General features: G+C 62.9%; 21 protein-coding genes and 3 pseudogenes. 18 read left to right on the top strand and 6 right to left on the bottom strand.

Annotation, left to right across the window (positions count from 1 at the left end; genetic code table 11):
- Positions 1 to 430: 430 nt before the first annotated feature.
- The 4 genes from ACF2JD_RS09500 to ACF2JD_RS09485 all read left to right on the top strand — a co-directional run bounded on the left by ACF2JD_RS09500 (position 431) and on the right by ACF2JD_RS09485 (position 4,762).
- Positions 431 to 1,537: an ABC transporter substrate-binding protein gene (locus ACF2JD_RS09500; RefSeq protein WP_440987279.1), complete on the top strand. Its 1,107-nt coding sequence runs from the start codon at positions 431 to 433 to the stop codon at positions 1,535 to 1,537.
- Between the two features lie 118 nt (positions 1,538 to 1,655).
- Positions 1,656 to 2,708, top strand: a complete 1,053-nt coding sequence (locus ACF2JD_RS09495; RefSeq protein ID WP_139746157.1) for a FecCD family ABC transporter permease — start codon at positions 1,656 to 1,658, stop codon at positions 2,706 to 2,708.
- Complete coding sequence (locus ACF2JD_RS09490; RefSeq protein ID WP_440987278.1) at positions 2,701 to 3,471, top strand: ATP-binding cassette domain-containing protein; 771 nt, start codon at positions 2,701 to 2,703, stop codon at positions 3,469 to 3,471. The genes ACF2JD_RS09495 and ACF2JD_RS09490 overlap by 8 nt, the downstream gene beginning before the upstream one ends.
- A 61-nt stretch (positions 3,472 to 3,532) precedes the next feature.
- Positions 3,533 to 4,762 carry an MFS transporter gene (locus tag ACF2JD_RS09485; protein ID WP_440987277.1) on the top strand — a complete coding sequence of 410 codons (1,230 nt, stop codon included), beginning with the start codon at positions 3,533 to 3,535 and terminating at the stop codon, positions 4,760 to 4,762.
- An 864-nt stretch (positions 4,763 to 5,626) separates the two neighbouring features.
- Here the strand turns inward: ACF2JD_RS09485 and ACF2JD_RS09480 are convergent.
- The 5 genes from ACF2JD_RS09480 to fadI form a co-directional block, all read right to left on the bottom strand.
- Positions 5,627 to 6,511, bottom strand: a complete 885-nt coding sequence (locus ACF2JD_RS09480) for an AEC family transporter (RefSeq protein WP_106886848.1) — start codon at positions 6,509 to 6,511, stop codon at positions 5,627 to 5,629.
- Between the two features lie 12 nt (positions 6,512 to 6,523).
- Positions 6,524 to 7,081 carry a YaeQ family protein gene (locus tag ACF2JD_RS09475; protein ID WP_042648052.1) on the bottom strand — a complete coding sequence of 186 codons (558 nt, stop codon included), beginning with the start codon at positions 7,079 to 7,081 and terminating at the stop codon, positions 6,524 to 6,526.
- Positions 7,082 to 7,270: 189 nt separating this feature from the next.
- The gene (locus ACF2JD_RS09470) at positions 7,271 to 7,411 is read right to left on the bottom strand and encodes a TIGR02808 family protein (protein ID WP_005325161.1); all 141 of its coding nucleotides are present in this window, start codon (positions 7,409 to 7,411) and stop codon (positions 7,271 to 7,273) included.
- A 274-nt stretch (positions 7,412 to 7,685) separates the two neighbouring features.
- The gene (gene fadJ / locus ACF2JD_RS09465) at positions 7,686 to 9,833 is read right to left on the bottom strand and encodes a fatty acid oxidation complex subunit alpha FadJ (RefSeq protein ID WP_440987516.1); all 2,148 of its coding nucleotides are present in this window, start codon (positions 9,831 to 9,833) and stop codon (positions 7,686 to 7,688) included.
- The gene (fadI, locus tag ACF2JD_RS09460) at positions 9,833 to 11,143 is read right to left on the bottom strand and encodes an acetyl-CoA C-acyltransferase FadI (RefSeq protein WP_005325159.1); all 1,311 of its coding nucleotides are present in this window, start codon (positions 11,141 to 11,143) and stop codon (positions 9,833 to 9,835) included. The genes fadJ and fadI overlap by 1 nt, the downstream gene beginning before the upstream one ends.
- A gap of 194 nt (positions 11,144 to 11,337) precedes the next feature.
- Here fadI and ACF2JD_RS09455 point away from each other — a divergent pair, with 194 nt between their 5' ends.
- The 14 genes and pseudogenes from ACF2JD_RS09455 (at position 11,338) to ACF2JD_RS09390 (ending at position 23,884) form a co-directional block, all read left to right on the top strand.
- Complete coding sequence (locus tag ACF2JD_RS09455) at positions 11,338 to 12,288, top strand: AAA family ATPase (RefSeq protein WP_440987276.1); 951 nt, start codon at positions 11,338 to 11,340, stop codon at positions 12,286 to 12,288.
- A gap of 234 nt (positions 12,289 to 12,522) precedes the next feature.
- Positions 12,523 to 13,056, top strand: coding sequence for a DUF58 domain-containing protein (locus ACF2JD_RS09450; protein ID WP_440987275.1), 534 nt, complete (start codon positions 12,523 to 12,525; stop codon positions 13,054 to 13,056).
- 8 nt (positions 13,057 to 13,064) lie between these two features.
- Positions 13,065 to 13,409, top strand: coding sequence for a DUF58 domain-containing protein (locus ACF2JD_RS09445; RefSeq protein ID WP_440987274.1), 345 nt, complete (start codon positions 13,065 to 13,067; stop codon positions 13,407 to 13,409).
- A gap of 242 nt (positions 13,410 to 13,651) precedes the next feature.
- Positions 13,652 to 13,930 (top strand): DUF4381 family protein, encoded by a 279-nt coding sequence (locus tag ACF2JD_RS09440; RefSeq protein WP_440987273.1) that lies wholly within the window; start codon positions 13,652 to 13,654, stop codon positions 13,928 to 13,930.
- Positions 13,927 to 14,918 (top strand): annotated as a pseudogene (locus tag ACF2JD_RS09435) (VWA domain-containing protein). The gene ACF2JD_RS09440 and the pseudogene ACF2JD_RS09435 overlap by 4 nt, the downstream one beginning before the upstream one ends.
- A 172-nt stretch (positions 14,919 to 15,090) precedes the next feature.
- Positions 15,091 to 16,146, top strand: coding sequence for a VWA domain-containing protein (locus ACF2JD_RS09430; protein ID WP_440987272.1), 1,056 nt, complete (start codon positions 15,091 to 15,093; stop codon positions 16,144 to 16,146).
- Positions 16,147 to 16,148: 2 nt separating this feature from the next.
- The gene (locus ACF2JD_RS09425; RefSeq protein WP_440987271.1) at positions 16,149 to 16,349 is read left to right on the top strand and encodes a hypothetical protein; all 201 of its coding nucleotides are present in this window, start codon (positions 16,149 to 16,151) and stop codon (positions 16,347 to 16,349) included.
- 29 nt (positions 16,350 to 16,378) lie between these two features.
- Positions 16,379 to 17,899, top strand: a complete 1,521-nt coding sequence (locus ACF2JD_RS09420) for a hypothetical protein (protein WP_440987515.1) — start codon at positions 16,379 to 16,381, stop codon at positions 17,897 to 17,899.
- Positions 17,900 to 17,938: 39 nt separating this feature from the next.
- Positions 17,939 to 18,529 (top strand): sigma-70 family RNA polymerase sigma factor, encoded by a 591-nt coding sequence (locus ACF2JD_RS09415; protein ID WP_440987270.1) that lies wholly within the window; start codon positions 17,939 to 17,941, stop codon positions 18,527 to 18,529.
- A gap of 102 nt (positions 18,530 to 18,631) precedes the next feature.
- Positions 18,632 to 19,309, top strand: a complete 678-nt coding sequence (locus ACF2JD_RS09410) for a DUF3379 family protein (protein WP_440987269.1) — start codon at positions 18,632 to 18,634, stop codon at positions 19,307 to 19,309.
- A gap of 373 nt (positions 19,310 to 19,682) precedes the next feature.
- Positions 19,683 to 20,959: pseudogene (locus ACF2JD_RS09405) on the top strand (outer membrane protein transport protein).
- 612 nt (positions 20,960 to 21,571) lie between these two features.
- The gene (locus ACF2JD_RS09400; RefSeq protein ID WP_440987268.1) at positions 21,572 to 21,916 is read left to right on the top strand and encodes an outer membrane protein transport protein; all 345 of its coding nucleotides are present in this window, start codon (positions 21,572 to 21,574) and stop codon (positions 21,914 to 21,916) included.
- Between the two features lie 51 nt (positions 21,917 to 21,967).
- Positions 21,968 to 22,483, top strand: a complete 516-nt coding sequence (locus tag ACF2JD_RS09395) for an outer membrane protein transport protein (RefSeq protein ID WP_440987514.1) — start codon at positions 21,968 to 21,970, stop codon at positions 22,481 to 22,483.
- Positions 22,484 to 22,597: 114 nt separating this feature from the next.
- Positions 22,598 to 23,884, top strand: coding sequence for an HDOD domain-containing protein (locus ACF2JD_RS09390; protein WP_440987267.1), 1,287 nt, complete (start codon positions 22,598 to 22,600; stop codon positions 23,882 to 23,884).
- On the opposite strand, the pseudogene ACF2JD_RS09385 reads toward ACF2JD_RS09390, so the two are convergent.
- A pseudogene (locus ACF2JD_RS09385) lies at positions 23,817 to 24,991 on the bottom strand (thiolase family protein). The gene ACF2JD_RS09390 and the pseudogene ACF2JD_RS09385 sit on opposite strands and share 68 nt — an antisense overlap.
- Positions 24,992 to 25,118 lie beyond the last annotated feature (127 nt).

Genomic DNA, 25,118 nt, shown 5'->3' with positions numbered 1-25,118 from the left:
GCGACGGAGTCGCTGGGAGCTGGCTAACAATGCCAACAAATTGTTGCGTGCAGGTGACGAGCAATACCCGTATGGGCAGTGCCTGCCCCCTGTGCGTAGAAAATCGTCGCCACATCATGGGGGTACCACGCCAAGGGGCTCGACATAGAGCAGAGTCCGGGGCTGAGAGCCCGGTCCGGAAGTGCGAGAGAGGCGGCGGCCAGTGTGCGGTTCCAGGTGCAGCCAGATAGGCGTTACAGGCCCCCATGACCCGTGAAAGCAGAGAGATTGTCTCCACTGGAGCTGCACCATGTGCTCTTATGGAACCGGTTTCAGCAATGACATAAATAACAAGAGAGGGGATAGGACAAACGCTTATTGCTTTTCGGCTCACGAATAGCAATAGTTCTCACTTCTTTTTTTAGGCCCTATCCCCCCGAGGTTTCACAAGATGTTTCGTCACCCCCTGGCAAAGTTGCTGCTGCTTGGTCAGCTCGCCCTGATGAGCTGGATGGCACAGGCCGCCGCCCCCGTTGAAGTGGAAGATGTGATGGGCCGCAAGGTCTCCCTGAGCCTGCCTGCGAACCGCATAGTGCTCGGTTTCTATCCCGAGGATTACCTGGCCGTGGCCGGTGAAGGGGGCGCCGATCGCCTGGTGGGCATGTCCCGTGGCTGGTTCGTCAAGTCCCGCCCCGCCATCTGGTCCCTCTATGTGGCCAGCCTGCCGCAACTGGCTAAGGTGCCCGACCTTGGCAACGTGCAGGATCAGAGCTTCTCCATCGAGAAGACCCTGGCTGTCAAACCCGATCTGGTGATCCTGGCCCAGTGGCAATACGAGGCCCTGGCCCCGGATCTGCCGCGCCTCGAGCAGGCAGGCATTCCCGTGGTGGTGGTGGACTACAACGCCCAGACCCTGGCCCGCCACATGGCGAGCACCCTGCTGCTTGGCAAGGTGACCGGTCAGGAGGCTCGTGCCCGCAAGATGGCCGACGAATACAAGGCCAAGATTGACACCATCACTTCCCGGGTTGCCCAGGCGAAGCGCCAGCCGCCCCGGGTCTACATCGAGCTGGGGGACAAGGGCCCGGCCGAGTACAGCTACACCTATGGCAAGGACATGTGGGGCGCCATGGCCCTGCTGGCCGGCGGTGACAACGTCGCGGCCCCCTTCGTCGAGCGCTGGGGCCCCATCCACCCTGAGCAACTGCTGGCGAGCAAACCCGAGGTGATCCTGATGGCGGGCTACGAGAGCGTGAGCAGCGCAGAGGCGATGCAGGTCGGTCAGGACGTCTCGGCCGAGACGGTGCGCCAGCGTCTGCAGGGCTTTGCCGCCCGTCCGGGCTGGAGCGAGTTGCCCGCCGTGCAGCAGGGTCGCCTCTACGCCGTCTATCACGGCGCCACCCGCAGCATCATGGATGCCGCCCTCATCGAGTTCATGGCCAAGGCGCTCTACCCCGACTTGTTCGAGGATCTCGATCCCCTGGCCACCTATCAGGGCTTCTACCGCAGCTATCTGCCCATTCGTCCCCAGGGCACCTTTATGCTGGGTATCAAGTAATGGCTGGTTGAACCTGACGGGCCGGACTTTCCGACCCGAGTCGGGAAAGTCCCTCTGCGTCATCCCTCTTTAACCCTTGCGGGCGCCCCTTGAGAGCGCCCGTTTCAGGATGGTTATCATGAATGATTTGGCTGCCCTGCAGCAGACCCTCACCCGCCAGCGGCAACGGGAGCGCCGCCGCTGGCACTGGCTGGCGCTGCTCACCCTGGTGCTGTGCATTACCCTGGTGCTCGACATCGCCACCGGCCCCTCCCTGCTGCCCCTTGGGGAAGTGATCGATGCCCTGCTCTCCCCCGCCCAGGCGGACTCCATGACCCGCACCATCGTCTTTGACATGCGCCTGCCCATCGCCCTGATGGCCTTGGTGGTCGGCGCCTCCCTCGGGCTTGGCGGCGTGCAGATGCAGACCCTGCTGGACAACCCCCTGGCCAGCCCCTACACCCTGGGGCTCGCGGCCGCGGCAGGGCTTGGCGCGGCACTGGCGCTCTATACCGGCGGTCTTGGGCTGCCGCCCCTGATTGCCATTCCGGCCGGTGCCTTCATCCTGTGCATGTTTGCCGCCAGCCTCTTGTTTGGTCTGGCCATGATGCGCAACATCAGCAGCCAGACCCTGATCCTGGCGGGCATAGCCCTGCTGTTTCTGTTCCAGTCCCTGCTCTCCCTGCTGCAGTTCCTCTCCTCCCCCGAGCTCAACCAGCAGATCATGTTCTGGCTGTTTGGCAGCCTGATGCGCACCACCTGGGATGCCCTGATCATCACCGCCGCCGTCACCCTGATCTGCACCCTCCTCATCTACCGGGACGCCTGGGCCCTCACCAGCCTGCGTCTGGGGGAAGCCAGGGCCCGCAGCCTCGGAGTCAACGTGGACAGGCTGCGCATGAAGACCCTGATCCTGGTCGCCCTGCTCACCGCCACCGCCACCAGCTTCGTCGGCATCATCGGCTTCGTCGGCCTGGTGGCCCCCCACATAGCCCGCATGCTGGTGGGGGAAGATCAGCGCTTCCTGATCCCCCTCTCCGCCCTGTGCGGCGCCTGCATGCTCTCGGCCGCTTCGGTGCTCTCCAAGTCCATCATTCCGGGGGCCCTCTTCCCCATCGGCATAGTCACTGCGCTCATTGGCGTGCCCTTCTTCATCTGGCTGATCCTCGGCAGGGGGCGTAAACGTGCTTGAAATATCCCGACTCTCCCTCTCCCTCGGCCAGCAGACCCTGCTGCGGGAGCTCGACCTTACCCTGCATCCGGGTCAGGTCCATGTGATCATCGGCCCGAACGGGACCGGCAAGACCTCATTGCTGCGCGCCCTGTTCGGTGAACTGACCCCGGCCGCCGGCGACATCCGCCTGGGGGGCCAGAGCGCCCGCCAGATGACCCAGGCCAAGTGGCGCCAGCAATTTGGCTACATGCCCCAGAACATCCAGCTGGAGCTGGACTTGAGCGTCATCGAGGTGGTAGTGCTGGGGCGCCTCGACAGCCTATCCATGCGCCTCGCGGACGAGGACATACTGGCGGCCGGCCGCGCCCTGCAGGCCCTTGGCATCGCCCATCTGGCGGATCGCCCCCTCTACTCCTTAAGCGGCGGCCAGCGGCAGATGGTGCTGTTCGCCCAGGTGCTGCTGCGAGATCCTCGCATCATGATGCTGGACGAGCCGGTCAGTGCCCTGGACTTGCATCACCAGATGCAACTGATGGAGCACCTCTGCCAGCAGACCCGGGAGCAGCAGTGGATCACCCTGGTGGTGCTGCACGATCTCAACCTGGCGGCCCAGTTTGCCGATCAGCTGATCGTGCTGGCGGGGGGCGATCTGCAAGCCTTCGGCCCCCCCGCCCAGGTGCTCGACGCCGATCTCATCGAGCGCCTCTATCAGGTGCCGGTGCAGATAAGCCACGATCAGAGCGGCATCCCCTTCCTTCGCACCCTGCGAAGACAAGCATGACGAGACTTCCCATGACAGCGCCTGCGGTATGGCCCGCAACCGGCCCCCGGGTGCACACAAGATGAACGGCGCCTCCTACTGGCGGGACTGGCAGGGCATGAGCCCGGCCGCCCGCCTGCTCATCATCAATGGTCTGGCGTTCAACCTCGGCTTCTACATGATGCTGCCCTTCCTCGCCCAGCACATGGGCAGCGGCCTTGGCCTCGCCGGTTGGGCCTGCGGCCTGGTCATGGGGATGCGGGTCTTCAGCCAGCAGGGGCTCTTCCTCTTGGGGGGGACGCTCGGTGATCGCATCGGCTATCACCCCGCCATCGTCTGGGGTTGCCTGGTGCGATCGGTCGGCTTCCTGCTGCTGGGCTGGGCCGAGTCCCTGCCCATACTGCTGCTGGCGGCGGCCCTCACCGGCTTTGCCGGGGCCCTGTTCACCCCTTGCGCCCAGGCCTATCTGGCGAGTGAATGCAACGCGCCTGATCAGCGTCAGCGCGCCTTCGCCCTGCACAATCTCGCCAGCCAGGCGGGCATGCTGCTCGGCCCCCTGGTCGGCCTGACGTTGACCCAACAGAGCTATGCCCTGACGGGTATTCTGGCGGCTAGCCTGTTCGCCCTGCTGGGGGTGCTGCAGTATCGAGTGCTGCCCAAACGCCCGGTGGCCAACCAGAGCCCGCGCGGCGCCATCTTGCGCCAGTGGGGCACCATTTTGCGCCAGCGCACCTTCATGATGTTCACCCTGCTGGCGGGCAGCTACCAGATCCTGTTCCACCAGCTCTATCTGGCCCTGCCCGCCCATATCCAGAGCCTGCCGGACGCCACCCAGCTGCTCGGCGGCGTCTTCACCCTCTCGGCGGTGATCGGCGTCCTGCTCCAGCTGCCGGCATCCCGCCTGGTGGAGCGCCGCCTGGGAGTGCCGCTCGCCATGGGGCTCGGCATAGGCCTGATGGGGCTCAGCTATCTGGCCCTGCCCCTGCTCTCCCCCTGGCCGACGGCGGGGGTATTGGCGCAGGTGGCCCTGCTCTCCTTGGGCTCCATCCTCTGCTTCCCGCTCTTTGCCGCCCAGTTGCCCCGCTACGCCCCCCCAGACCAGCTCGCCAGCTACTACGGCTTCTATGCTAGCGCCGGGGGCTGCATGGCGCTCTTTGGCAACCTGCTGATCGGTTTTATGCTGGGAGATGCGGGCACCCGCCCCGCCACCGCCATCTGGCTGCTGCTGGCCCTCACCGGCCTGCTGGCGGGGGTTGGCCTCTATACCCAGCTACGCAGAAGCGGCCACGAGCAAGCGGCCGTCAATAAATAAACAAGGCGGCCTTGGCCGCCCTGTTTTTATCCCATTCCTCCCTCTCCGCTCCTCACCCTTTTCGTCTAACCCGAAACAGGGCGATATGCTTGGCATCAATCGTACTCTAGTCAGATATATACAGTGCACCTTCCATAACGACTCCAAAATGGACCTGTTTGCAGCCATTATGTCACGTATATCCTCTTGTATTGTTGGCTTTACAATCAATGGAGCACCCGCTATTAATTGACTGCCGCTGTTTCATAAGAGGAGCGGTGTAAGGCTGATCCGCCTAAGCCGGTCAGTACCCGCTCCGAGTCTATGTAGGCCGACGGGACTTCAACTTGAACCGAAGTCCGTCCGGCCATCATTCAATCCATACCGTCACGGACTTCAATACCAAATTTATTGAGGTCACGACCATGGGTAACATCGCCAAACAACGCCACCAGGCTGCCGTTCGTCAATCCTTTCACTGCTTCTATTGCGGACTACCGATATGGGAAGCCTCCCCTGCCGCACTGATACACCAATACCGCCTCACTCCTGTCGAAGCACGGCTATTGCAGTGTACGGGGGAACATCTGCAACCACGCAGCGAAGGGGGATCGGCCAGCCAATATCGTGGCCGCTTGTCGACACTGCAACAGCACCCGCCATAAAACACCCAAGGTGCTATCCCCTGAGCAGTATCAGAAAAAGGTACGGGCGCGGATGGGTAAAGGTGGCTGGTTTCCAAAAGGGATCACCAGCAAGGTCAAGGGGAACAGAACCAATCGGGTTTAAGAGCCATAGGTTCGATTAGCGAAACCTAATCGGACATTCGCGATAGCGATAAAAAGGACGCCATCGGGCGTCCTTTAAGGGGAAGATAGAACCGGGTCAGCCCCCCAGATGGAGCGCCAGCCAGACCGCCAGGGGGATCACCAGCACCGAGAGCGCATTGCCGCCGAGCACTATGCTGGCCACCTTGTCGGGCTGGCACTGGTACTGCTCACAAAGCATGTAATTGAGCACCGCCGGGGGCAGCGCCACCGAGAGCATCAGGAGCGGGATCCAGGCAGGATCCAGGGGCAGCAGCCAGATGGCGATCCCAAGGGAGATGCCCCCCGCCAGCAGATAGAGCAGGTTGCACTTGAGCGCCAGCCCCAAGTGATCCAGCTCCCCTTCCATCAGCCGGATGCCGAGGGCAAAGAGCATCAGGGGCACAGCTATCTGGCCGAGCAGGGAGGCGCTGGTCACCAGATAGTCCGGCAGCGGGATCTGCAGGTTGGCCACCAGCAGCCCCGCCAGGGCCGCCCACAGCATGGGGCTGCGCAGCCAGAGCCAGCGCGAGGCATTGGCAGAGAGGATGAACATGCCCACCGAGAAGTGAAGCAGGTTGGAGAGCACGAAGAGGATGACGATGGCGCCGAGCTGCTGCTCGCCAAAGGCCAGCACCATCAGCGGGATGCCGAGGTTGCCTGTGTTGCGAAACATGGCGGGCAAGATCAGCGCCGCTCTCTCTATGCCCTTGAGTTTGAGCAGGGAGAGCAGCAAGCCTGGCAGCAATATCACCAGGGCCCCTGCCGCGATAAGCGGCAGGTGGGCCGCCAGATCCAGCGGGTATTTCACCAGCGCCGAGAAGACCAGTGCCGGGGAGAAGAGCTCTATGTTGGCCCGGTTGATGTAGCCGAGTTCGGCTCCCCCGCGCAGCCGCCCGTAGAGGGCGCCGAGGCCCGCCACCGCAAACACCGGGATGACGATATCGAGCAGTGCACTGAGCATGGGGAGTCCGTCTTAGAGTTCGCGGGCGGCGCGCCCCATCAGCACCACGGGATCCAGGGTGACCTCCAGGGTGCCGTTGCTGACCCAGAGCTGGCCGTCCGAGATGGTGCAGGTGAGCTGCATGGTACGCTCCACCATGGCGGTCAGGGGCAGGGTCTGGCTGTCGGAGAGCTCGATCACGGTCAGGTTGTCGTGCAGCCCGAGCTTGCCCTGGTTCTGCTTCCACCAGACGCTGGTGCCACGGCCACCGTAGAGATAGAGCACCACCTGGCGGGAGCGGTTGCACGCCTTCTTGAGGCGCTTCTCGTCGGGCTGGCCGAGTTCAATCCAAAGCTCGATCTCGTCGGAATAGTTCTTGCGCCAGAGCTCGGGCTCGTCGTCCGCCGAGAGTCCCTTGGTGAACTCCAGCCGCTCGGCGGCGTGCCAGGCAAAGGCCGCCAGCCGGATCATCATTCGCTCGTCGGTCTCGGAGGGGTGACGGGCCAGGGTGAGGGAGTAGTCCTGATAGAGATTGCGATCCATGTCAGACAAGCTGATCTGGGCCTTGAAGATGGTTGCCTTGAGCGCCATAGAAATCGTGAACACCTGATAAAAGAGAAAAGGGCGGACATGCCGGGCGCCAGTGTAATCAAAATGGCCGCCGGGTTCGACCATATTGACCACAGTTTTCCCCGCCTTGGCCTGGATAAATGCGTTAAAAAACACATAAAACAAATGCCAGTCCGAGGACTGGCATTTGGCGGCATTAACGAGAGTGACTCACTTCTCGGCGGACTTGACCCCGAAGGCATTGAGCAGCAGGCAGCAGGTCACTGCCACGGCCACGAAGCCGCTCAGGAAGATAAAGGGCATGGCCCCGTATCCCAATATGTTCCAGATGGTTTGTTCAAGCAGACTCATAGTGTGTCCTTCATCCAGTGAAATGGGTGTCCCTTTCGTGACGGGGTAGTCCCCGTTCCTGATAAGGCTATTTGACCTCAACCGGCGCCTGAGTCCTATGCCACCAAAGTAATAAATGGGGCACCAGTTTGCGCCAGATCAATGATTTGGCCCCTGATGCGCCGCTTTTTTACCCATGGGGGCGAGCGTTCCCCCCTTCCCTGCCCCCGCTCAGACAAAAAAACGAGGCGACCCCGGGGTCGCCTCGCGTCTCTTCTTGGCTGCTCGCCGCAGATCAGTAGAAGCGCTGCTGCTCCGCCGCCATCGCCTTGAGGCGTGCGCAGGGGGCGAACCTATCGCCGTGACGCTTCTGGTAGTGCTCGAGGCGCCCCACCAAATGATCGATGCCGAGGCTGTCCATGTAGCGGAAGGGGCCGCCGAGGAAGGGCGGGAAGCCGATGCCGAAGATGGCACCGATGTCGCCGTCACGGGCCGAGGCCACCACGCCGCTGTCGAGCGCCATGGCCGCTTCGTTGAGCATCAGCAGCACGCAGCGCTCGGCGATCTCCTGGCGGGCAAGCTTGGGCGATACCTTGACCCCGAGCACGGCGTAGACGCTCTCGTCCACCGTCTTCTTGCCCTCTTTGCCGGTGAGGCGGTTGCGCGGCGCCGCCTTGCCGTAGAGGTAGAAGCCCTTGCCGTTCTTGCGCCCCTTGCGATCGTCTTGCAACAGCTTGTCAAAGGCCTTGGGAGCCTGGAACTGCTCGCCGCCGAGCTCTTTCTCGAGGATGGGGGAGATCTTGGCCCCAACGTCGATACCGACCTCATCGAGCAAGGTGATGGGGCCGACCGGGAAGCCGAAGTCCAGCAGGGCACTGTCCAGCACCTCCACCGGCTCCCCTTCCAGCACCAGGCGCGCCGCCTCGTTCATGTAGGGGGCCAGGATGCGGTTCACGTAGAAACCCGCCTCGTCTTTGACCACGATCGGGGTCTTGCCCTGGGCACGGGCAAACGCCAGGGTGGTGGCCACCGTCTCGGCGCTGGTGCCGGCATGGGGGATGATCTCGGCCAGCGGCATCTTGTCCACCGGGCTGAAGTAGTGCAGCCCCACCACCCGCTCCGGATGGGCGGCATTGGCCGCTATCTGGTGGATGGGCAGGGAGGAGGTGTTGGAGGCAAAGACGGTGTGTTCACCGCACTCGCGCTCCACGTCCGCCACCATCTGGTGCTTGAGGGCGAGATCCTCGAACACCGCCTCCACCACCATGTCCACCCGGTGGAAACCGGCGTAGTCCAGGGTGCCGGTGAGCAGGCTCATCTGCTTCTCCAGCTCGCTGCGCAGCAGTTGGCGGCGCTTGAGCTTTTTGGCCAGCAGGTCATAGCTGTAGCGCATGGCGTTGCCGATGCCGGCGCTCGACACGTCCTTGATGCGCACCGGTACCCCCGCCTTGGTGGCGGTGACGAAGGCGATGCCGCCCCCCATCAGGCCTCCGCCCAGCACGGCGGCATGGGCCACCTTGCGCGGCTCGGCCCCCTGATAACTGACCTCTTTCTTCATCTCTGTGGTGGCGAAGAAAATTGAGCGCAGGGCGGCGGATTCCGCCGTCATCACCAGCTCACCGAAGTGGCGGGACTCGGCGGCTAGGCCAGCCTGCATCCCCTCCTCTACGCCGATGCGCACCACCTCAAGGATCCGCTCAGGGGCCGGGTAATTGCCACGGGTCTTGGCCTTGACCCCCTTGCGGGCCTGATCGAACAGCACCTTGCGACCCAGGGCATTGGTCTCCAGCACCTTGGCTTGAAGATCCCGCTTCAGCTGATGGCGGGGTTTGCCCTTCTTCGCCAGCTTGATGGCGGCCTCCAGCAGTATGGAGGGGGGCACCACATCGTCCACCAGCCCCAGTTTTTTGGCCTGCTTGGCCCTGACCTGCTTGCCGGTCAGCATCAGATCCAGCGCCTTGGCCACCCCGATGAGGCGCGGCAGGCGTTGGGTACCACCGGAGCCCGGCAGCAGGCCGAGCTGCACTTCCGGCAAGCCCAGCACGGTTTTGCCGTGTTCGGTCACCACCCGGCCATGGCAGGCGAGCGCCAGCTCCAGCCCGCCGCCCAGGCAGGGGCCGTGAATGGCGGCGATCACGGGTATGGTCAGCGCCTCGATCTCGGCGAAGACCACCTGCCCCTCCCGTGACAGCGTCTCGGCGTCACGGGCGCTGGTGCAGGCGGCCAGCATGCTGATGTCGGCCCCGGCGATGAAGGAGTCCTTCTTGCCGGAGGCGATCACCAGACCGATCAGATCGCGGTTCCCCTTTATCTCGGCCAGCACGGAGCGGATCTCGTCTGCGAAGGCGGCCTTGAGGGTGTTCATGCTCTCACCGGGCACATCCATGGTGAGGATGCCGATGCCGTCTTTGCGAATATCCAGTGAAAAAGTCTTAGCGCTCATCATTCAACCTCCAGCACCATGGCCACACCCAGCCCACCCGCCGCACAGGCGGTGTTGAGCCCCAGTCCCCCACCCCGACGCCGCAGCTCGTGCAGGGTCTGGGTGATCATGCGCGCCCCTGTGGCGGCAAAGGGGTGGCCATAGGCCAGGGAGCCGCCGAGGACGTTGAACTTGTCCATGTCTACCTCGCCGATGGCCTGATCCCGGCCCAGTTTGTCGCGGGCGAATTCGGCACTGGCAAACATCTTGAGGTTGGCCAGGGTCTGGGCGGCAAAGGCTTCGTGCATGTCGATGAGGGTCAGATCGGCTAGCGTGATGCCGGCACGGTCCAGCGCCAGCGGCGTGGCATAGGAGGGACCCATCAGCATGTCCTGCCAGACGTCGATGGCGGAAAACGCGAAGCTGCGGATGTAACCCAGCGGCTCCAACCCCAACTCTTTCGCCCGCCCTTCGCGCATCAGCAGCACGGCGGCGGCGCCGTCGGTGAGCGGGGTGGCGTTGGCGGCGGTGACCGAGCCATGCAGCCGGTCAAACACCGGCTTGAGCTTGGCGTAGCTCGCCAGATCGGAGCTTTCACGGATGTTGTTGTCCCGCTCCAGCGGCGACTTGTAGGGTGGCACGTGGGCGGTGAACACCTCGCCACTGAGCTTGCCCTCGGCCCAGGCTTGCGCTGCCAGGGTATGGGAGCGGTGGGCCAGGGCATCTTGCGCCTCGCGGCTGATCTGGTGGCTCTTGGCCATCTGCTCGGCGGTCTGCCCCATGGAGAGGCCGGTGGAGTACTCGGCCACCGCGGGCGGCACCGGCATCAAGTCTTTCAAGCGCAGACGACGCAGAATATTGAAACGCTGCTGCAGATTGCGCGCCTTGTTGAGATCCACCAGGGCGCGGGCCAGGGTCTTGCTCACCCCTATGGGGAGCACGGAGGAGGAGTCGGCACCGCCTGCGATGGCGATGTCGACAGTGCCGGCCATGATGGATTCGGTGACATTGGCCACCGCCTGGAAACTGGTGGCGCAGGCGCGCGACACGCTATAGGCATCGGTGCTGACGCTCATGCCGGTGCCGAGCACGATTTCGCGAGCTATGTTGGGGGCTTCGGGCATCTGGACCACCTGGCCGAACACCAGCTGGTCGATGAGCTTGGGATCGAGATCGGTGCGGGCGAGCATCTCGCTCACCACCAGTTTGCCGAGATCCACCGCTGGCACGCCGTGGAAGGCCGTGGCCTGCTTGGCAAAGGGGGTTCGCAGACCCGCCACGACGGCAATCCGTTCGCCCTGGCGAGTCGTCAGTTTCAATGGCTGTTTCATCCTGGCTCCTTGGTTAAACGAGAAGATTAAAAGGAAGAGGTCTGACCTCATTGCGCCACATCTTAACAATCCACTCACAACTTTCATACAGCTGATTGAAACTAAATTGCCGCCATCTTGCCACCCTCCCTCGCCCTTGGGGGCCAACTGGAGTATAAAAAGATCAACTTCTATGAAAACAACGGGTTCATTACATGGCAGCGGCCGAATTCAGAGCGCTTGGGGACTATCTTGGCAGTCAGATCCTGGGACAGGGCTCCCTCATCGAGGGGCTGCTGATCGCCCTGCTATGTGAAGGACATGTATTGATCGAGGGGGCCCCCGGCCTTGCCAAGACCCGGGCCGTCAAGGCGCTGGCCGGCGCCGTCGAGGGGCGCTTCGCTCGCATCCAGTTCACCCCGGACCTGCTCCCTGCCGATCTCACCGGCAGCGAGGTGTTTCACCCTCAGGATGCCAGCTTCGTGTTCCAGCCCGGCCCATTGTTCAACCACCTGGTGCTGGCGGACGAGATAAACCGGGCCCCGGCCAAGGTGCAGTCTGCCCTGCTGGAGGCCATGGCCGAGCAGCAGATCACCGTGGGCAAGAAGAGCTGGCGCCTGCCGCCGCTCTTTATGGTGGCGGCGACCCAGAACCCCATAGAGCAGGAGGGGACCTATCCCCTGCCGGAGGCCCAGCTCGATCGCTTCCTGCTGAAACTCATGGTGGATTACCCCAGCCCCGCCATGGAGCTGGCCATCTTGCAGCTCAACGCCGGAGGCGAGCAACTGCCGCCGCCCCCCCTAACCCTGAGCCAGGCCGCCCTGCTCTCGGCCCGCAGCGCGGTGCAGGCGGTGCAGATGCAGAGCCGGCTCGAGCACTATCTGGTGCAACTTATCTGTGCCACCCGCCCCGGTAGCGGCCTCTGCCCCGAGCTCGAATCCCTCATTGCGGTGGGCGCCAGCCCCAGGGCCAGCATAGGCCTGGCCCGCGCCGCCCGCGCCCGGGCCTGGCTTGCCGGGCGGGATTTCGTGCTGCCGGAAGACATCCAGCAACTGGCCCCGGCCGTGCTGCGTCATCGCCTCATTCCCAGTTATCAGGCCCTGGCGGACAACCTCGACAACGACACCCTGATCGCCCGTCTGCTGGATGCCATTCCATGTCCCTGACAGCCCGCCGTTCATCGCCACCGTTTAATCCCCAGCTATCAGGCCCTGGCGGACAATCTCGACAACGACACCCTGATCGCCCGTCTGCTGGATCTTATCCCATGTCCCTGATAGCCAGCCGTTCATCGCCACCGCTTAACCCCCAGCTATCAGGCCCTGGCGGACAACCTCGACAACGACACCCTGATCGCCCATCTGCTGGACCTTATCCCATGCCCCTGATGATCGGCGCCCATGACCAGATCCGCTGATCCTCGCGCCCATCCCGATATCGCCCTGCCCCTGGCCCAGTTGCTGGCCATCCGGCTGTGGGCAAGACAAGGCCAGCGGGCGCGCATCCACCAGGCACGTCAAGGACGGCTCGGGCGACAGCCTGGCCTGAATTTTCGTGAGCTGCGCCTCTATCAGGCCGGGGACGAAGTGCGCCACATCGACTGGCGGGTCACCGCCCGCCTCGGGCGCCCCCACACCCGGCTGTATGCCGAGGAGCAGGAGCAGGCCCACTGGCTGCTGCTGGACCTCTCCCCCGCCATGTATTTCGGTTCAGGCCCCCAGCTCAAGGCCCGCCTCGGCTGCGAGCTCGCCGCCGCCCTGCTCTGGCAGGGGGAGAAGCAGGCAAACACCCTGATCTGCCACGGGATCGAGACCCGACACGAAACTCAGCGTGACTCCCTGATCCCCCTGCTCGAATCTCTCTGCCATCACTATCAGCGGGGCTGGCCCGCCGGAGGCTGGCCACTCCCTGGCCCAGACACCTTGGCCGCGTGAAGCTGCCCATGGTGCCAACTGACGCTGATCACCGACCACAGCCCCTTGATCAGGGGCTCAGCCAGCAGTTGCAACGCCTCGGCCAGCGCCACGACATCCACTATTGGCAGATCCGGGATCCCCTGGAAGCGGCCCTGCCCGAGCAGGGGCAACTGGCGGTGCAATCGGGCAAGCGCAGCGGCTGGCTCGATGCCGGACAGACCCTCTTTCGCTGGCGCTACCAGGAAGCGGCAAGGCAGCAAGCCGACGCCTGCCAGCAGCAGCTGTTACCCCTGGTGCAGCGCCTCTACCGCCTCGACAACGGCTTGCCCCTGCAACGCCAGTGGCAGGAGGCTGGATGTCATCAGGGATGATCGTGCCCGCCGAGCTCCACAGCCGCCAGTCCCGCCTCCGACGCCATCACCCGCCAGTTGGCCGCCCTGATGCGGGACATCCATCCGGGCCCGCCCCTGGAGAGCAAAGCGACCCCGTCTGCTGGCCTGGGGCTGGCTGCTGATCGCCCTGCTCGCCTGCTTGCTGATCGTCCTGATTGCCCGCAGGGTAATACGTTACCGCCGCTGGTGCCGTCAGCTGGAGGGAGGATCCGCCGCTGCTGGTGCCACGCATACAGGAGGCCCTGCGCCATGAAGCGCTGCAACGCTGGCCCGAGGCGCGCCAGTTGCAGGGAGAGGCGTGGCTCGCCTTCGTCGATCGTCACGGCGGCAGCGATTTCAGCCAGTTTTCGTCTCACTGGAGCAGTTGGCTCTATGGCAGCCAGCGCCCGACTCGCGAGCAGAGCGAACAGCTGCGACAACATTATCGCCGCTGGGGTCAAACCCTCTTCTTGCAACGCTCTCCCCGCTCGGGGCGTAAAGCCGCGCGGAGACATCCATGATCCTGGCCTGGCCCTGGTTTGCCCTGGCGCTGGTGCTGCCTTTGCTGGTGCGCTTCGGCTTGCCGCCCCTGCGCCGTGGTTATCTGACTCACCCCGGGTTTGCCCTGCTGCGTCCTCAGGCCGGATTGCCGCTCTGGCGCGCCATGCTGCTCTGGTGCGCCCTTATCCTCGCCCTCTGCCGCCCCCAGTGGTGGGGAGAACCGGTTATCCGATATGAAGGGAGCCGGGATCTGCTGCTCGCGGTGGATATCTCCGACAGCATGCGCACCCCGGATATGCTCGATAACGGCGAGCAGCAAGCACGGCTGACGGCGGTGCGCCAGCAGATCAAGGCGCTGATTGCCAAGCGGGCCGGAGACAGGGTTGGCCTTATCGTCTTTGCCGATCACGCCTATCTGCTCTCTCCTTCACTCAGGAGATCCCGGCGCTATTGACCTTGAGCGACGAGCTTGATTTTGATCTGGTCGGCCGCACCACCGCCCTTGGCGAGGCCATCCAGCTGGCACGTCAGCATGGAGATCCAGGTCGCCCCACCGCCCTGCTGCTGGTCACTGATGGCCGCAATACCGCAGGCAATGCCGACCCGCTGCAGGAGGCCAAACTCGCCGCAGCGCAGGGAATACGGATCTACACGCTGGGGGTCGGGGCCGATCCCGATACCTTTATCCAACCCTACGATGAGGCGGGCAGCGGTCAGGCCGATCCCAGCAGCGAACTGGACGAGCCGCTCCTGAAAGAGCTGGCAAAGACAGGCAAAGGGCGTTACTTTCGGGCACGCACCCAAAGCGATCTCGATGCCATCAACGCGACTCTCAATGCCCTTGAACCTGCCCCCATGCCGATTGCCCAGTACCAGCCGGTGATCGAGCTCTACCCCTGGCCGCTGGCACTGCTTTGTGGCTTGCTGCTTCTGCCGGCAGGGCACGGCAGGCTGGAGTTTCGCATGGTGCGTAGCTGGCTGGCACGAGGCGCGCGCAGATGGAGCTGATCTTGCTCCGCCCCCTGTGGCTGCTGGCACTCATCCCCTGGCTCTGGCAAGGGTGGCGCCGCGTCGCCAGCCCCCGCTGCTCGCACCTGCGATGCAGGCTTATCTGCTGCCAGCCCCCGTCCTCAACGCCCCTGGCTCTGGCTGGCAACCCTGCCCGTCATTTTGGCCCTGAGTGGCCCCGCCCTGCGCGGCGAGCTGCAACAGCAGCCTGCGGCGCCTCGATATCTGGCTGCTGGACTTGTCACGCTCGATGACCGCCACCGACCTCAAACCAGATCGGGCGACCCGGGTCAGATGGCAGTTGCAGCAGCTGCTGAGCCGCGCCAAGGGCGAGCGCATTGCGCTGATCCTGTTTGCAGGCGATGCCTACCTCGCCATGCCGCCAACCCGGGATCATCAGGCCCTTTCGCTGCTACTGCCCGACTTGCGCCCCGATATCATGCCGTTGCAGGGCAGCAACCCGGCACGGGCGGTGGAACTGGCCATGAAGCAGCTGGCCCCTGGAGAACAAGCGCGTCTGCTGCTGATCACCGACGACCTCACCCAGAATCAGATGACCCAAATCGCCGCCCTGTGGCCCTGCCAGCAACGCCTTCTTTGCCGCCACACCCAGTCGGCACGCCTCGATATTCTGCTGGCCAGCGGTCAACCGGCCCCCATGTCCGCCATTCCGGCCAATCCGCCGGGGGTTTGCCAATCCGGCAACGCCCTGGGGCAGTTGCCCGCCCCAGATAGTCAGGCCATTGCCGCACTGGCCAGCACAGGGGGAAGGCTGCAATGGTTGCAGGCCGGGCTCCCCTCACTTTGCACCGCTGCCCATGAGCCAGACCCTCACCCCGGGGCACCACTGGATTCTCGGCCCCTGGTTGCTGCTCCCTCTGCTGCCACTGGCGCTACTGGCTCGCATAGGCGCGCACTGGTTGCTGCTGCTCTGATGGTGGGGTGGCAGCTGCTTGCCCTGCAAGATCTGCAAGCAACAGAGAGGCCCGAGGGGCGCCGGGTTGGCAAGCTTCTCAAGAGGGGCGCTTCAGCGGGCTGCCCGCACCTTCAAGGACCCAGTCTGGCGCGGCAACGCCTGGTATCGGGCCGGAGTCTATCTGCAAGCTATCGCAGCCTATCAGGAAGCGCAAGCGCCACCGCCCACTACAACCGCGGCAATGCCCTGCTGCAACTGTCCCGCAGCCAAAGAGGCCTATCTTGCCGCTCTGGCGCTCGAACCCGGCCATGAAGATGCGCTCTATAACCTCTCTCTGTTACGGGTGGAGCGACCGCCGCTCCCGATACCAGCAACAGCAAGCAACCCGAACCATCGGCAGCTCAGCAGACGACGGCAATGCCCCTGCCACCCTCTCCCCTGTATTGCTGCTGGAGCAGCGGCTGCGCAAGGAGGCCGAGCGCCGTCCCCTTCTCAAGGTGGAGGAGCCCTGGTGATCCCCTGGCTGCGTTCACTCATCCGGTTGATGAAAGGGCCAAGCGGCTGGTGGCTGCTCGCCATGCTGCTGGGCACCCAGGTGCAGGCGGCGCCCCCTCGCGCCGAGCTGCTGGCGGGGGAAAGCGATCGCGACTGGCTGCTCGTCATCGAAGCCGACGGGGAGCTCAAGGGGGACGAGCTCAGCCTACTCCCCCTGCTGCGCCAGTTTGCGGTGGGCCGGGTCAGCATCAGCCGCGTCAACACCCAGGTGAGCAGCCTGATCCGCTGGCAGATCCCGCTTCACCTGCTGGAGACCAGCCCCCGCCAGGTGCCGCCCTTGACCCTAGGCGCCGAGCAGACGCCCGCGCTGCCTATTCCGACGCGTCCCCAGACGGGCACACTGACGCCGCAACCCGAGACGCGCCTCTCCCCCGTGGAGCTGCAGGCCAGGGTGCTGCATCAGGGCCCCCTCTACCCGGGGCAACCCTTCATCTATGAGCTGAGCCTCTGGCTGCCCGCCAACATGGAGGCCCCCAACCTCAGCGAGCCCCTCGGTCAAGGCTTCACCATACGCCGCCTCGGCGACGATCGCTGGGAGTCCCCCGCCAGCCCCGGCATGCCAGGGCGTTTGATCCGCAAATGGCTGCTGCAGGCCAGGGAGCCCGGGCTGCATCCCCTGGAGTCCCCCCGATTCCAGGGTCGATTGCCCCAGGACCCGGACACCGCTACGCAAAGCGACGCTGGGGATCTGCTCTCCGCCAGGGCGGCCACCCTCTTCGTCAAGGTGGACAAGGCACCGGTGGAGCCGGTGGCGAGCAGCCTGGTCCTGCGCCAGCAGTTCAGTCCGGCCAGGGGGGCCAGAGTCGGGGAGCCGGTGATCCGCACCCTCACCCTGGTGATGGAGGGGGGGGATGGCAACCGCCTGCCACAGATCCCGGCCCCGGCATTGCCGCCGGGCCTTTCGATGAAACCGGACGGCGAGCAGCAGCAGGAGCGTTTCGTGGCCAAGGGGGCGCTGCGCTTCGAACGCCAGTGGCGCCAGGCCCTGACCGCTGAAGCCGCGGGCAGCTATACCCTGCCCGCCGTGACCCTCTCCTGGTTCAACACCAGTACCGGGCGCATCGAGCAGGCCCAACTGCCGGCGCAGACCCTGCACATCGAGGGCGACGCCGCCCCTTCCGATCCCGCCAAAGCGCCCGGCGCAGAGAGCCTCATCTGGGTTCTGTTGGCGCTGCTGCTGCGCACCCTGTTGCAAGGCGGGCCGCGCTGGCTCGCCTTCTATCGGCTGCAACGGGCCCTGGCGGCCCGGGAGCCTGATCTGGCCAGGTGGGCTTTGCTGGCCTGGGCTGGGCTTCGCTGGGGGCAGCCTTGCCAGCACCTGGCCAGCCTGCCCTGCCATGGCGATCCCGCCATGGGCACGCGACTCGATGATCTGGACAGGGCCTGTTTTGCCGCCCCCGGCGCCGCCGGCCAAGGGGTCGACTGGCAGGAGCTGGCCCTGGCGCTGTGCGCCAGGGAGACTTTTGCGATAGCCTATGTCCTCAGAAAACTGGCGTGGGCACGTCCTTGACGCCTGCGCCAAACCACTCATGAAAAAGGAATCGCATTCATGACGTTAGGTTTTTTTAGAAAAAAAAAGGCGGGAACGGGAAAGGATCCCTCTGCTACCCCGGTCTATGGGGATATGGCAGACAAACAAACGAAATACGAGGCCCTGGTGCATGCCCTGCACGGGGACATCTACCGCTACGCCTACTGGCTGTGCCGGGATCCGCAAGTCGCCGAGGATCTGGTGCAGGAGACCTTCCTGCGGGCCTGGAAGGCGATCGATTCCCTGATCGATGACAAGGCCGCCAAGGCCTGGCTCATCACCATATTGCGGCGGGAAAATGCCCGGCGCTTCGAGCGCAAGCAGTTCGATCTCATCGATCTCGACGAGCATCCCCAAAGCGATCAGGATGCGCTGCACAGCGAGCAGGAGATGGAGCACGAATGGCTTAGGCGCCACATAGCCCGCCTGCCCGCCGAGTATCAGGAGCCCCTGCTGTTGCAGGTGCTGGGGGGGTTCAGCGGCGAAGAGATCGCCGCCCAGCTCGGCCTGAACAAGAACACCGTCATGACGCGGCTGTTCCGGGCTCGTAACCAGATCAAAGAGGCCATGGAGGCTGCGGTACAACAGAGAGGACACGGACATGGATGAACTCGAATTTCGCCGCAACGCCATGATCCAGCCCAACGATAAACTGCCGGATTCCTCAAAGCCGCTGAAGCCAGCCAGACCAATCGGAACTATCTCGACGAGATGAAGCAGCTCGAGCAACTCTGCAAGCGCGCCATGCAGGTTAAGGTCCCCGCCGGACTGGCCGAGCGGATCTGCTCAGGCAAGCCATGCTGCAAGACAGTGACGCGCAAGATGATTGCCGCCATCCCGTCCCCTTGGCACGGTGCCGGTCAAGCTCCGGACATCAACATCCCGCCAGATCGCCCTGGCTGCATCGGTCGCCTTCCTGCTCGGAATGAGCACCCGCTGGATCACGCTGGCCAGAAACGGCTCCTGCGGCCGCTGTCGCTGGCACAGGTGGCCATGGCCCATGTCTATGGCGAAAAACCCTTTATCCAGGGTGTCGATGAGAGGGTCAACTTGTACAGCATCAACAGCCAAGATGGAGAAGATATGGCAACCCTGAGCGACATGCCCGGATTAACGGTCACCTATGTCAATCACTGCTCGTTTTATCAGGGGCCGGCCTTGCACATGGTGATCCAGGGCAAGATGGGGCCCATTCACCCTGTTTTTGGTGCCCAACATGTGCCCCTCACCCTGCAACAAGCCAGCTTTTGCAGATGGCACCCTCAAAGGGGAGATACGTCCAACTCAAGGGGCCAACATGGTGCTGATTGGCGAGATGAAAGAGTCACTCGCCCCCGTTGCCACGGCAGCTGCAGTCACGTTTGCACTGGGACATTTAACAAAGCTTAACAGCCCCTCAATGCACAGGCAGCGGTCATTCTACCTGTTCTCTCCCCTTACTCCCCTTTACCGCATTTGCCTCAAGTTTCGAAAAATTTTTACAATTATTTTTGTGACGATTCAAAAGGCAATCCAGGTCAATAATCCATCTTTACCCCTTAAAATGATGAATTAAACAGCAAGTTAAAACAAATGATTAACACATTAGAAACTTTTATGTATTCTGCTGTCACTGGTCTGATTTCTTACCTCCTACCAGATCCATAGAATCACGCCAGAATTGAATGGGAAGAAGCTGAAATAAAAACGGATTTTGTCGTGGTTTGCACCGGACGTGCAGCCCTGATATCGCAAAAAAATCTGCCTACAAAGAGAGAACACCATGACGACAACTATTTTCAAGAAGAGCCTGATTGCCGCCACCATCGCGCTGGCCACTGGTCAGACCTTCGCCGCCGCGTTCCAGCTGAACGAACACTCGGCCTCCGGTCTGGGCCGCGCCTATGCCGGTGAAGCCGCCATCGCCGACAACGCGTCCGTGCTGTCCCGCAACCCGGCCGCCATGACCACCTTCGACAAGATGGCACTGTCTGTTTCCGGTACCTATATCAAGCCCGACGTGGATGTCGCGGGTGACATCTATGCCGGTCCGGCCAAGCTGGCCTCTTCCAGCGAGAGCGACATCGCCCCCGATGCCTTCGTGCCGGCCACCTACTTCATCCAGCCCCTGAATGATCAGTGGGCCTGGGGGATTGGCCTCTTCTCCAACTACGGCCTCGCTACCGAGTACTCCAAGACCTTCCCGGCCGGTGCCGGTGCCGGTGATACCGAGCTGTTGACCTTCAACATCAACCCCAACATCGCCTACCGCATCAACTCCAACTTCAGCGTGGGTGCCGGTGTCAATGCCGTCTATGCCCAGGCCGAGCTGAACCGCTATGCCGGTGCCCTGGCACCTGGCCTGACCGCCAAAACCGGCGTGCCGCACAACAGCGACACCGCCATCGCTCACCTCAAGGGTGACACCTGGGGCTTTGGCTGGAACGTCGGCGCCCTGTACGAGATCAACGACAACAACCGCCTGGCCCTGACCTACCGCTCCCAGGTAGACCTGAGCTTTGACGGCGACTTCAAGGGGCTGACCTCAGGTTACAAGACCGTCGATGGCAACCTGAAGCTGGATCTGCCTGCCCAGGCCGAGTTCGCCGGTTACCACCGTCTGAACCAGCAGTTCGCGGTGCACTACTCCGTCAACTGGACCGACTGGAGCGCCTTCCAGGAGCTCAAGGCCACCAGCAACTCCTGCCAATCCGGTGTATGCCTGCAAAAAGACCAGAGAAATTCAAAGACTCGACTCGCTATTCCCTTCGGTGGTACCTGGTATATCAACCCTGCTGGGAAGCCCGTCTGGGCTTTGCCTATGACAACAGCCCTATCGAAGCCGAATACCGTAGCCTGAGCATCCCTGACTCTGACCGAATCTGGTACAGCGCCGGCGCCACCTACCATATCAACACAGATATGAGTGTTGACTTCGGTATGGCTTATCTCGACGGCAAAGAAGTAGATGTGAACGAAGGTCTGACCAGGTTTACCATAGCTCGTTGGAAGGGCACCTCCCACGGCAACGCCTTCTGGCCTCTGCCCAGTTCAACATGAAATTCTGATTATTGATAAATGGAAAGAGCGCCGCAGGCGCTCTTTTTTTGTCCGCAAAAGATTTCAGCGCACACATGTAGCACACAGTGTTTCTTTTTCTTTTTTAATCAAACTATTAGAGTGCATCATCCCAGCATTTAATCTTGTTTTATCCAGATACTGGCCATTACCGTTGCCTTACTGGTCATACCATATAAAATCCTGCCTCCATTCATATGACCTATTGAACCCTCGGGTAACAGCAAGGATTTTGCCATGCATCCCATCATCAAGCCGTCCGCCATCGCCCTGCTGGTGATCCGGGTCAGACCCATGCCGCCGGGTTCCAGCTGGCTGAACAGTCCGCTACAGGCCTGGGACGCGCCTTTGCCGGTGAGGCCGCCATTGCCGACAACGCCAGCGTGCTCGGGCCGCAACGCCGCCGCCATGACCCGCTTCGAGCAGACCGCCTTCTCCGGCGGCGTCATTCATATCCAGCCCCCAGACGTCAATATCGAAGGGGTGTACCCGATAAGTTCGTGACCCCACCACCCAGGCAACGTCCGCCGATGCCAGCGCCAACGACATCGCGGACGGTGCCTGGGTGCCCAACGCCTATCTCATCCCCCCTGAATGAACGGCTCAGTTGGGCTCTCTCGGCGACCTCCCACTACGGTCTCGGCGTCCAGATGCCGGAAAGGGTACAGCGCCGGCCACTTTGGCAATGTCTCCGATATCAAGACGGTCGAGCTCGGCACGGCCCTGGCCTATCAGTTCACCCCCTTCTGGTCGGCAGGCATGGGTCTTTCCCTTATTCATGGCGAAGGGGAAGTAGGCGGCACCTTCCCCTCCAACAAGATTGCCAAGCATCTCAAGGGGGATGGCTGGGCATGGGCTGGAATGTCGGCACCTGTGCTGGAGTTGTCCCCAGCGAGCGGACCCGTATCGGTCTCACCTATCGCCATGACGTCAACCTGACTCTCTCCCGGGGATGCCGTCGGCCGTAATGCTGGGCCAGCACCTTCAAAGATACCGGCACCCTGGTGCTGCCACTGCCCGCCACCGCCGAACTTGGCCCTGTTCCATCAGCTGACCCCGGCCCTGGCGCTGCATTCGAGCATCAACTGGACCAACTGGAGCAAATTCGTGCAGCTCGAATCCGAGCTCGATCACCATGGCACCATGCACATCAAGGACGAGCACTGGGAAGACAGCTGGCGCTACGCCCTCGGCCTGACCTATCAGCTGGCTCCGAAGTGGCAGCTTCGCTCCGGCCTGGCCTATGATCGCAGCCCTGTCCCCGCCGATCGCCGCACCATCTCCATCCCGGATTCGGATCGGATATGGTACAGCGCCGGTGTGGGTTACCAGATAGACCGCAACCTGTCGCTGGATCTGGGGCTGACCCTGATCGACGGCAAGAAGGTCGAGGTGAACGAAACCATGCAGCTCAGACCCGGGATAGCGCAAACCACCTCCACCTTCCAGGGCACCTCGGAAGGGGACGCCTGGCTGGCCGGCCTGCAGCTCAACTACCTCTTCTGATCCCGCCACCCCTGGCAATACTATGCCAGTTGCTGACCCTTTCGACCCGGTCGGCACTGGCATAGTGATCCGCTTCACCATAGAATCAAGCCTTCACCCATGCTGGAGAAATGCATGTATTCCTATGTAGCAAGGCAGCCCATCCTGGATCGGGAATTGAAGACCCATGCCTATGAGCTGCTGTTTCGCGACAGCCTGGATAATGTGTTTCCCCCCATCTCCGCCCAGCTGGCCACCTCGCGACTGGTGACGGAGCAATTCCTGCAACAGAACATCGATCAGCTGCTTGGCGGCCACCCCTGTTTCATCAACTTTCCTCACTCCCTGCTGCTGGACGGCCTGGCCGAGTGCCTGCCCCAGGACAAGGTGGTGATCGAGATACTGGAAGATGCCGAGCCCGACGATGCTCTGCTGGACAAGGTGATCCAGCTCCACGGGCTGGGCTATCGGCTGGCGCTGGATGATTTCACCCTGGTCCCGGCCTGGGACAGGTTCCTGCCCTATATCCACATCATCAAGTTCGATCTGCGAGCCACACCGCTCGCCAGCATAGAGACGTTCATGCTGACCCATAGCCACCTGCCGCTCACCTACCTCGCCGAAAAGGTGGAGGACAAGGACGAGTTTGAACGGATGAAGGGGCTCGGGGTCGAGTTGTTCCAGGGCTTCTTCTTCAGCCGGCCCCAGATGGTGCAGCAAACCACCATGCCCCCGACCCAGCTGGTGGTGATGCAGTTGCTCAAGGTGGTCAATCAGGCCGAGCCGGATCTGGACAAGATAGAGCAGCTGCTCAACCAGGATCTCTCCCTCTCCCTCAAGCTGCTGCGCTACGTCAACCACCTCAAGCGCTTTCCCCAGCCCATCGCCTCGTTTCGCCAGGCCGCCAGCTCCCTGGGGCACGCCCAGCTCAAGCGTTTCGTGGCCCTGATCGCCGCCACCAGCGCCGGTCACGACAAGAGTGCCGAGCTCTACCAGATGTCCCTCATCCGGGCCCGCTTCTGCGAGCTGCTGGCACAGACCCATGCCCCCACCCAGCAGGCGCAGCAAGCCTTCATCACCGGGCTCTTCTCCCTGCTGGATGTGTTGATGGAACAACCGATGGACAAGCTACTGGGGACTATCCCCTTAGTCGAAGATATCCGGCTGGCATTGCTGAAACGAAAAGGCAACCTCGGTTTTTATCTCGCATTTTGTGAAGATTACGAGAGCGCCAACTGGTCGCGGGTCACCGCCAAGACAGCACAGTTAGGGCTAAATGAGGACAAGGTGAGTCACCTCTATCTGGCGGCAACCACCTGGGTCACGGAGCAACTGTTGGCACGGAAGCCACCAATTAATTCGTTTCGTCATTCACTTCGACCGCGATGGCGGTCGCCTCACCGCCACCGATACAGAGCGTAGCCACCCCCCGGCGCAAGCCCCGTTGCCGCAGCGCAGTGATCAGCGTCACCAGAATCCGCGCGCCGCTCGCCCCCAGCGGATGACCCAGCGCACAGGCCCCACCATGCACATTAACCTTGTGATGAGGGATGCCAACCCGCTCATGGCCAGCATGGTGACCATGGCAAAGGCCTCGTTGATCTCGAACAGATCCACCTCTTCCACCGACCATGCCAGACGCGCCAGCAAGCGTGAAATGGCGCCGATAGGTGCAGAGGTAAACTCGGCGGGCAATGCAGCATGGCTCTGATAACCGACAATCCGTGCCAGCACTGGTACCTGCCAGGCTTGCGCCGTGGCGCCATCCATCAATATCAGCGCCGCAGCACCGTCCGAGATGGAGCTTGAATTGGCAGCTGTGATGGTTCCTTCCTTGCCAAAGGCGCAGGCTTCAGGGTCGGTATTTTATCCGGTCTGCCCTTGCCGGGCTGCTCATCTTCGGCCAGCAACAAGCGCTCACCGCGATAGACACTTGCCAGCTCGGATGCAAAAGAGCCCGCTTGCTGCGCCGCCGGGCCCGCTGCAACGACGCAAGGCAAACTCATCCATGGCGCTGCGGGTCAGCCCGGCCTGATCCGCGCTGCGCTGGGCATGTACGCCCATCAGCTGTCCCTCGTAGGCATCCTGCAAGCCGTCGAGGAACATGTGATCCAGCACGCTCTGATGGCCCATGCGAAAACCGCTGCGCGCCTTGTCCAGCAGATAGGGGGCCCGGCTCATGCTCTCCATGCCGCCCGCCACCACCACATCCACCTCCCCCAGCCGCAACCCGTCTGCCGCCAGCATCACCGCCTTCATGCCGGAGCCGCACACCTTGTTGATGGTGGTGCAGGGCACGCTGTCCGGCAGCCCGGCCTTGAGCGCCGCCTGACGGGCCGGTGCCTGCCCGACCCCGGCGCTCAGCACATTGCCCAGATAGACCTCATCGACCCGAGTTGCGTCTATCCCGGCTGCCGCCAGGGCGGCGCGGATGGCGCAAGCGCCAAGCTCGGGCGCACTCAGTGCGCTCAAGGCCCCTTGAAAGGCCCCCATGGGGGTACGTTTGGCCGCCACAATCACTATATCCATCAATCGCACTCTCCTTGTTACATTGGGATAACATATGCCGCCGCCCTCCCCGGAACAAGAGTTGCGGGCCGTTTACGTTTAGGTAAGGTGCCCCTGCAGTGACAACCAGATGACAGCCAAGACAGCC

Source organism: Aeromonas ichthyocola, from assembly GCF_046087985.1.
Classification (GTDB): domain Bacteria; phylum Pseudomonadota; class Gammaproteobacteria; order Enterobacterales; family Aeromonadaceae; genus Aeromonas; species Aeromonas rivipollensis.
Note: the sequence above shows the minus strand (reverse complement) of the source record. Positions and strands in the feature narration are given on the sequence as shown.

Coding starts and splice junctions, on each gene's coding strand:
- ACF2JD_RS09500 (WP_440987279.1), top strand. CDS start 431: ATGTTTCGTCACCCCCTGGCAAAGTTGCTGCTGCTTGGTCAGCTCGCC.
- ACF2JD_RS09495 (WP_139746157.1), top strand. CDS start 1,656: ATGAATGATTTGGCTGCCCTGCAGCAGACCCTCACCCGCCAGCGGCAA.
- ACF2JD_RS09485 (WP_440987277.1), top strand. CDS start 3,533: ATGAACGGCGCCTCCTACTGGCGGGACTGGCAGGGCATGAGCCCGGCC.
- ACF2JD_RS09480 (WP_106886848.1), bottom strand. CDS start 6,511: ATGCTCAGTGCACTGCTCGATATCGTCATCCCGGTGTTTGCGGTGGCG.
- ACF2JD_RS09475 (WP_042648052.1), bottom strand. CDS start 7,081: ATGGCGCTCAAGGCAACCATCTTCAAGGCCCAGATCAGCTTGTCTGAC.
- ACF2JD_RS09470 (WP_005325161.1), bottom strand. CDS start 7,411: ATGAGTCTGCTTGAACAAACCATCTGGAACATATTGGGATACGGGGCC.
- fadJ (WP_440987516.1), bottom strand. CDS start 9,833: ATGAGCGCTAAGACTTTTTCACTGGATATTCGCAAAGACGGCATCGGC.
- fadI (WP_005325159.1), bottom strand. CDS start 11,143: ATGAAACAGCCATTGAAACTGACGACTCGCCAGGGCGAACGGATTGCC.
- ACF2JD_RS09455 (WP_440987276.1), top strand. CDS start 11,338: ATGGCAGCGGCCGAATTCAGAGCGCTTGGGGACTATCTTGGCAGTCAG.
- ACF2JD_RS09450 (WP_440987275.1), top strand. CDS start 12,523: ATGACCAGATCCGCTGATCCTCGCGCCCATCCCGATATCGCCCTGCCC.
- ACF2JD_RS09445 (WP_440987274.1), top strand. CDS start 13,065: ATGGTGCCAACTGACGCTGATCACCGACCACAGCCCCTTGATCAGGGG.
- ACF2JD_RS09425 (WP_440987271.1), top strand. CDS start 16,149: ATGCGCTCTATAACCTCTCTCTGTTACGGGTGGAGCGACCGCCGCTCC.
- ACF2JD_RS09420 (WP_440987515.1), top strand. CDS start 16,379: ATGAAAGGGCCAAGCGGCTGGTGGCTGCTCGCCATGCTGCTGGGCACC.
- ACF2JD_RS09415 (WP_440987270.1), top strand. CDS start 17,939: ATGACGTTAGGTTTTTTTAGAAAAAAAAAGGCGGGAACGGGAAAGGAT.
- ACF2JD_RS09410 (WP_440987269.1), top strand. CDS start 18,632: ATGAAGCAGCTCGAGCAACTCTGCAAGCGCGCCATGCAGGTTAAGGTC.
- ACF2JD_RS09400 (WP_440987268.1), top strand. CDS start 21,572: ATGAACGGCTCAGTTGGGCTCTCTCGGCGACCTCCCACTACGGTCTCG.
- ACF2JD_RS09390 (WP_440987267.1), top strand. CDS start 22,598: ATGTATTCCTATGTAGCAAGGCAGCCCATCCTGGATCGGGAATTGAAG.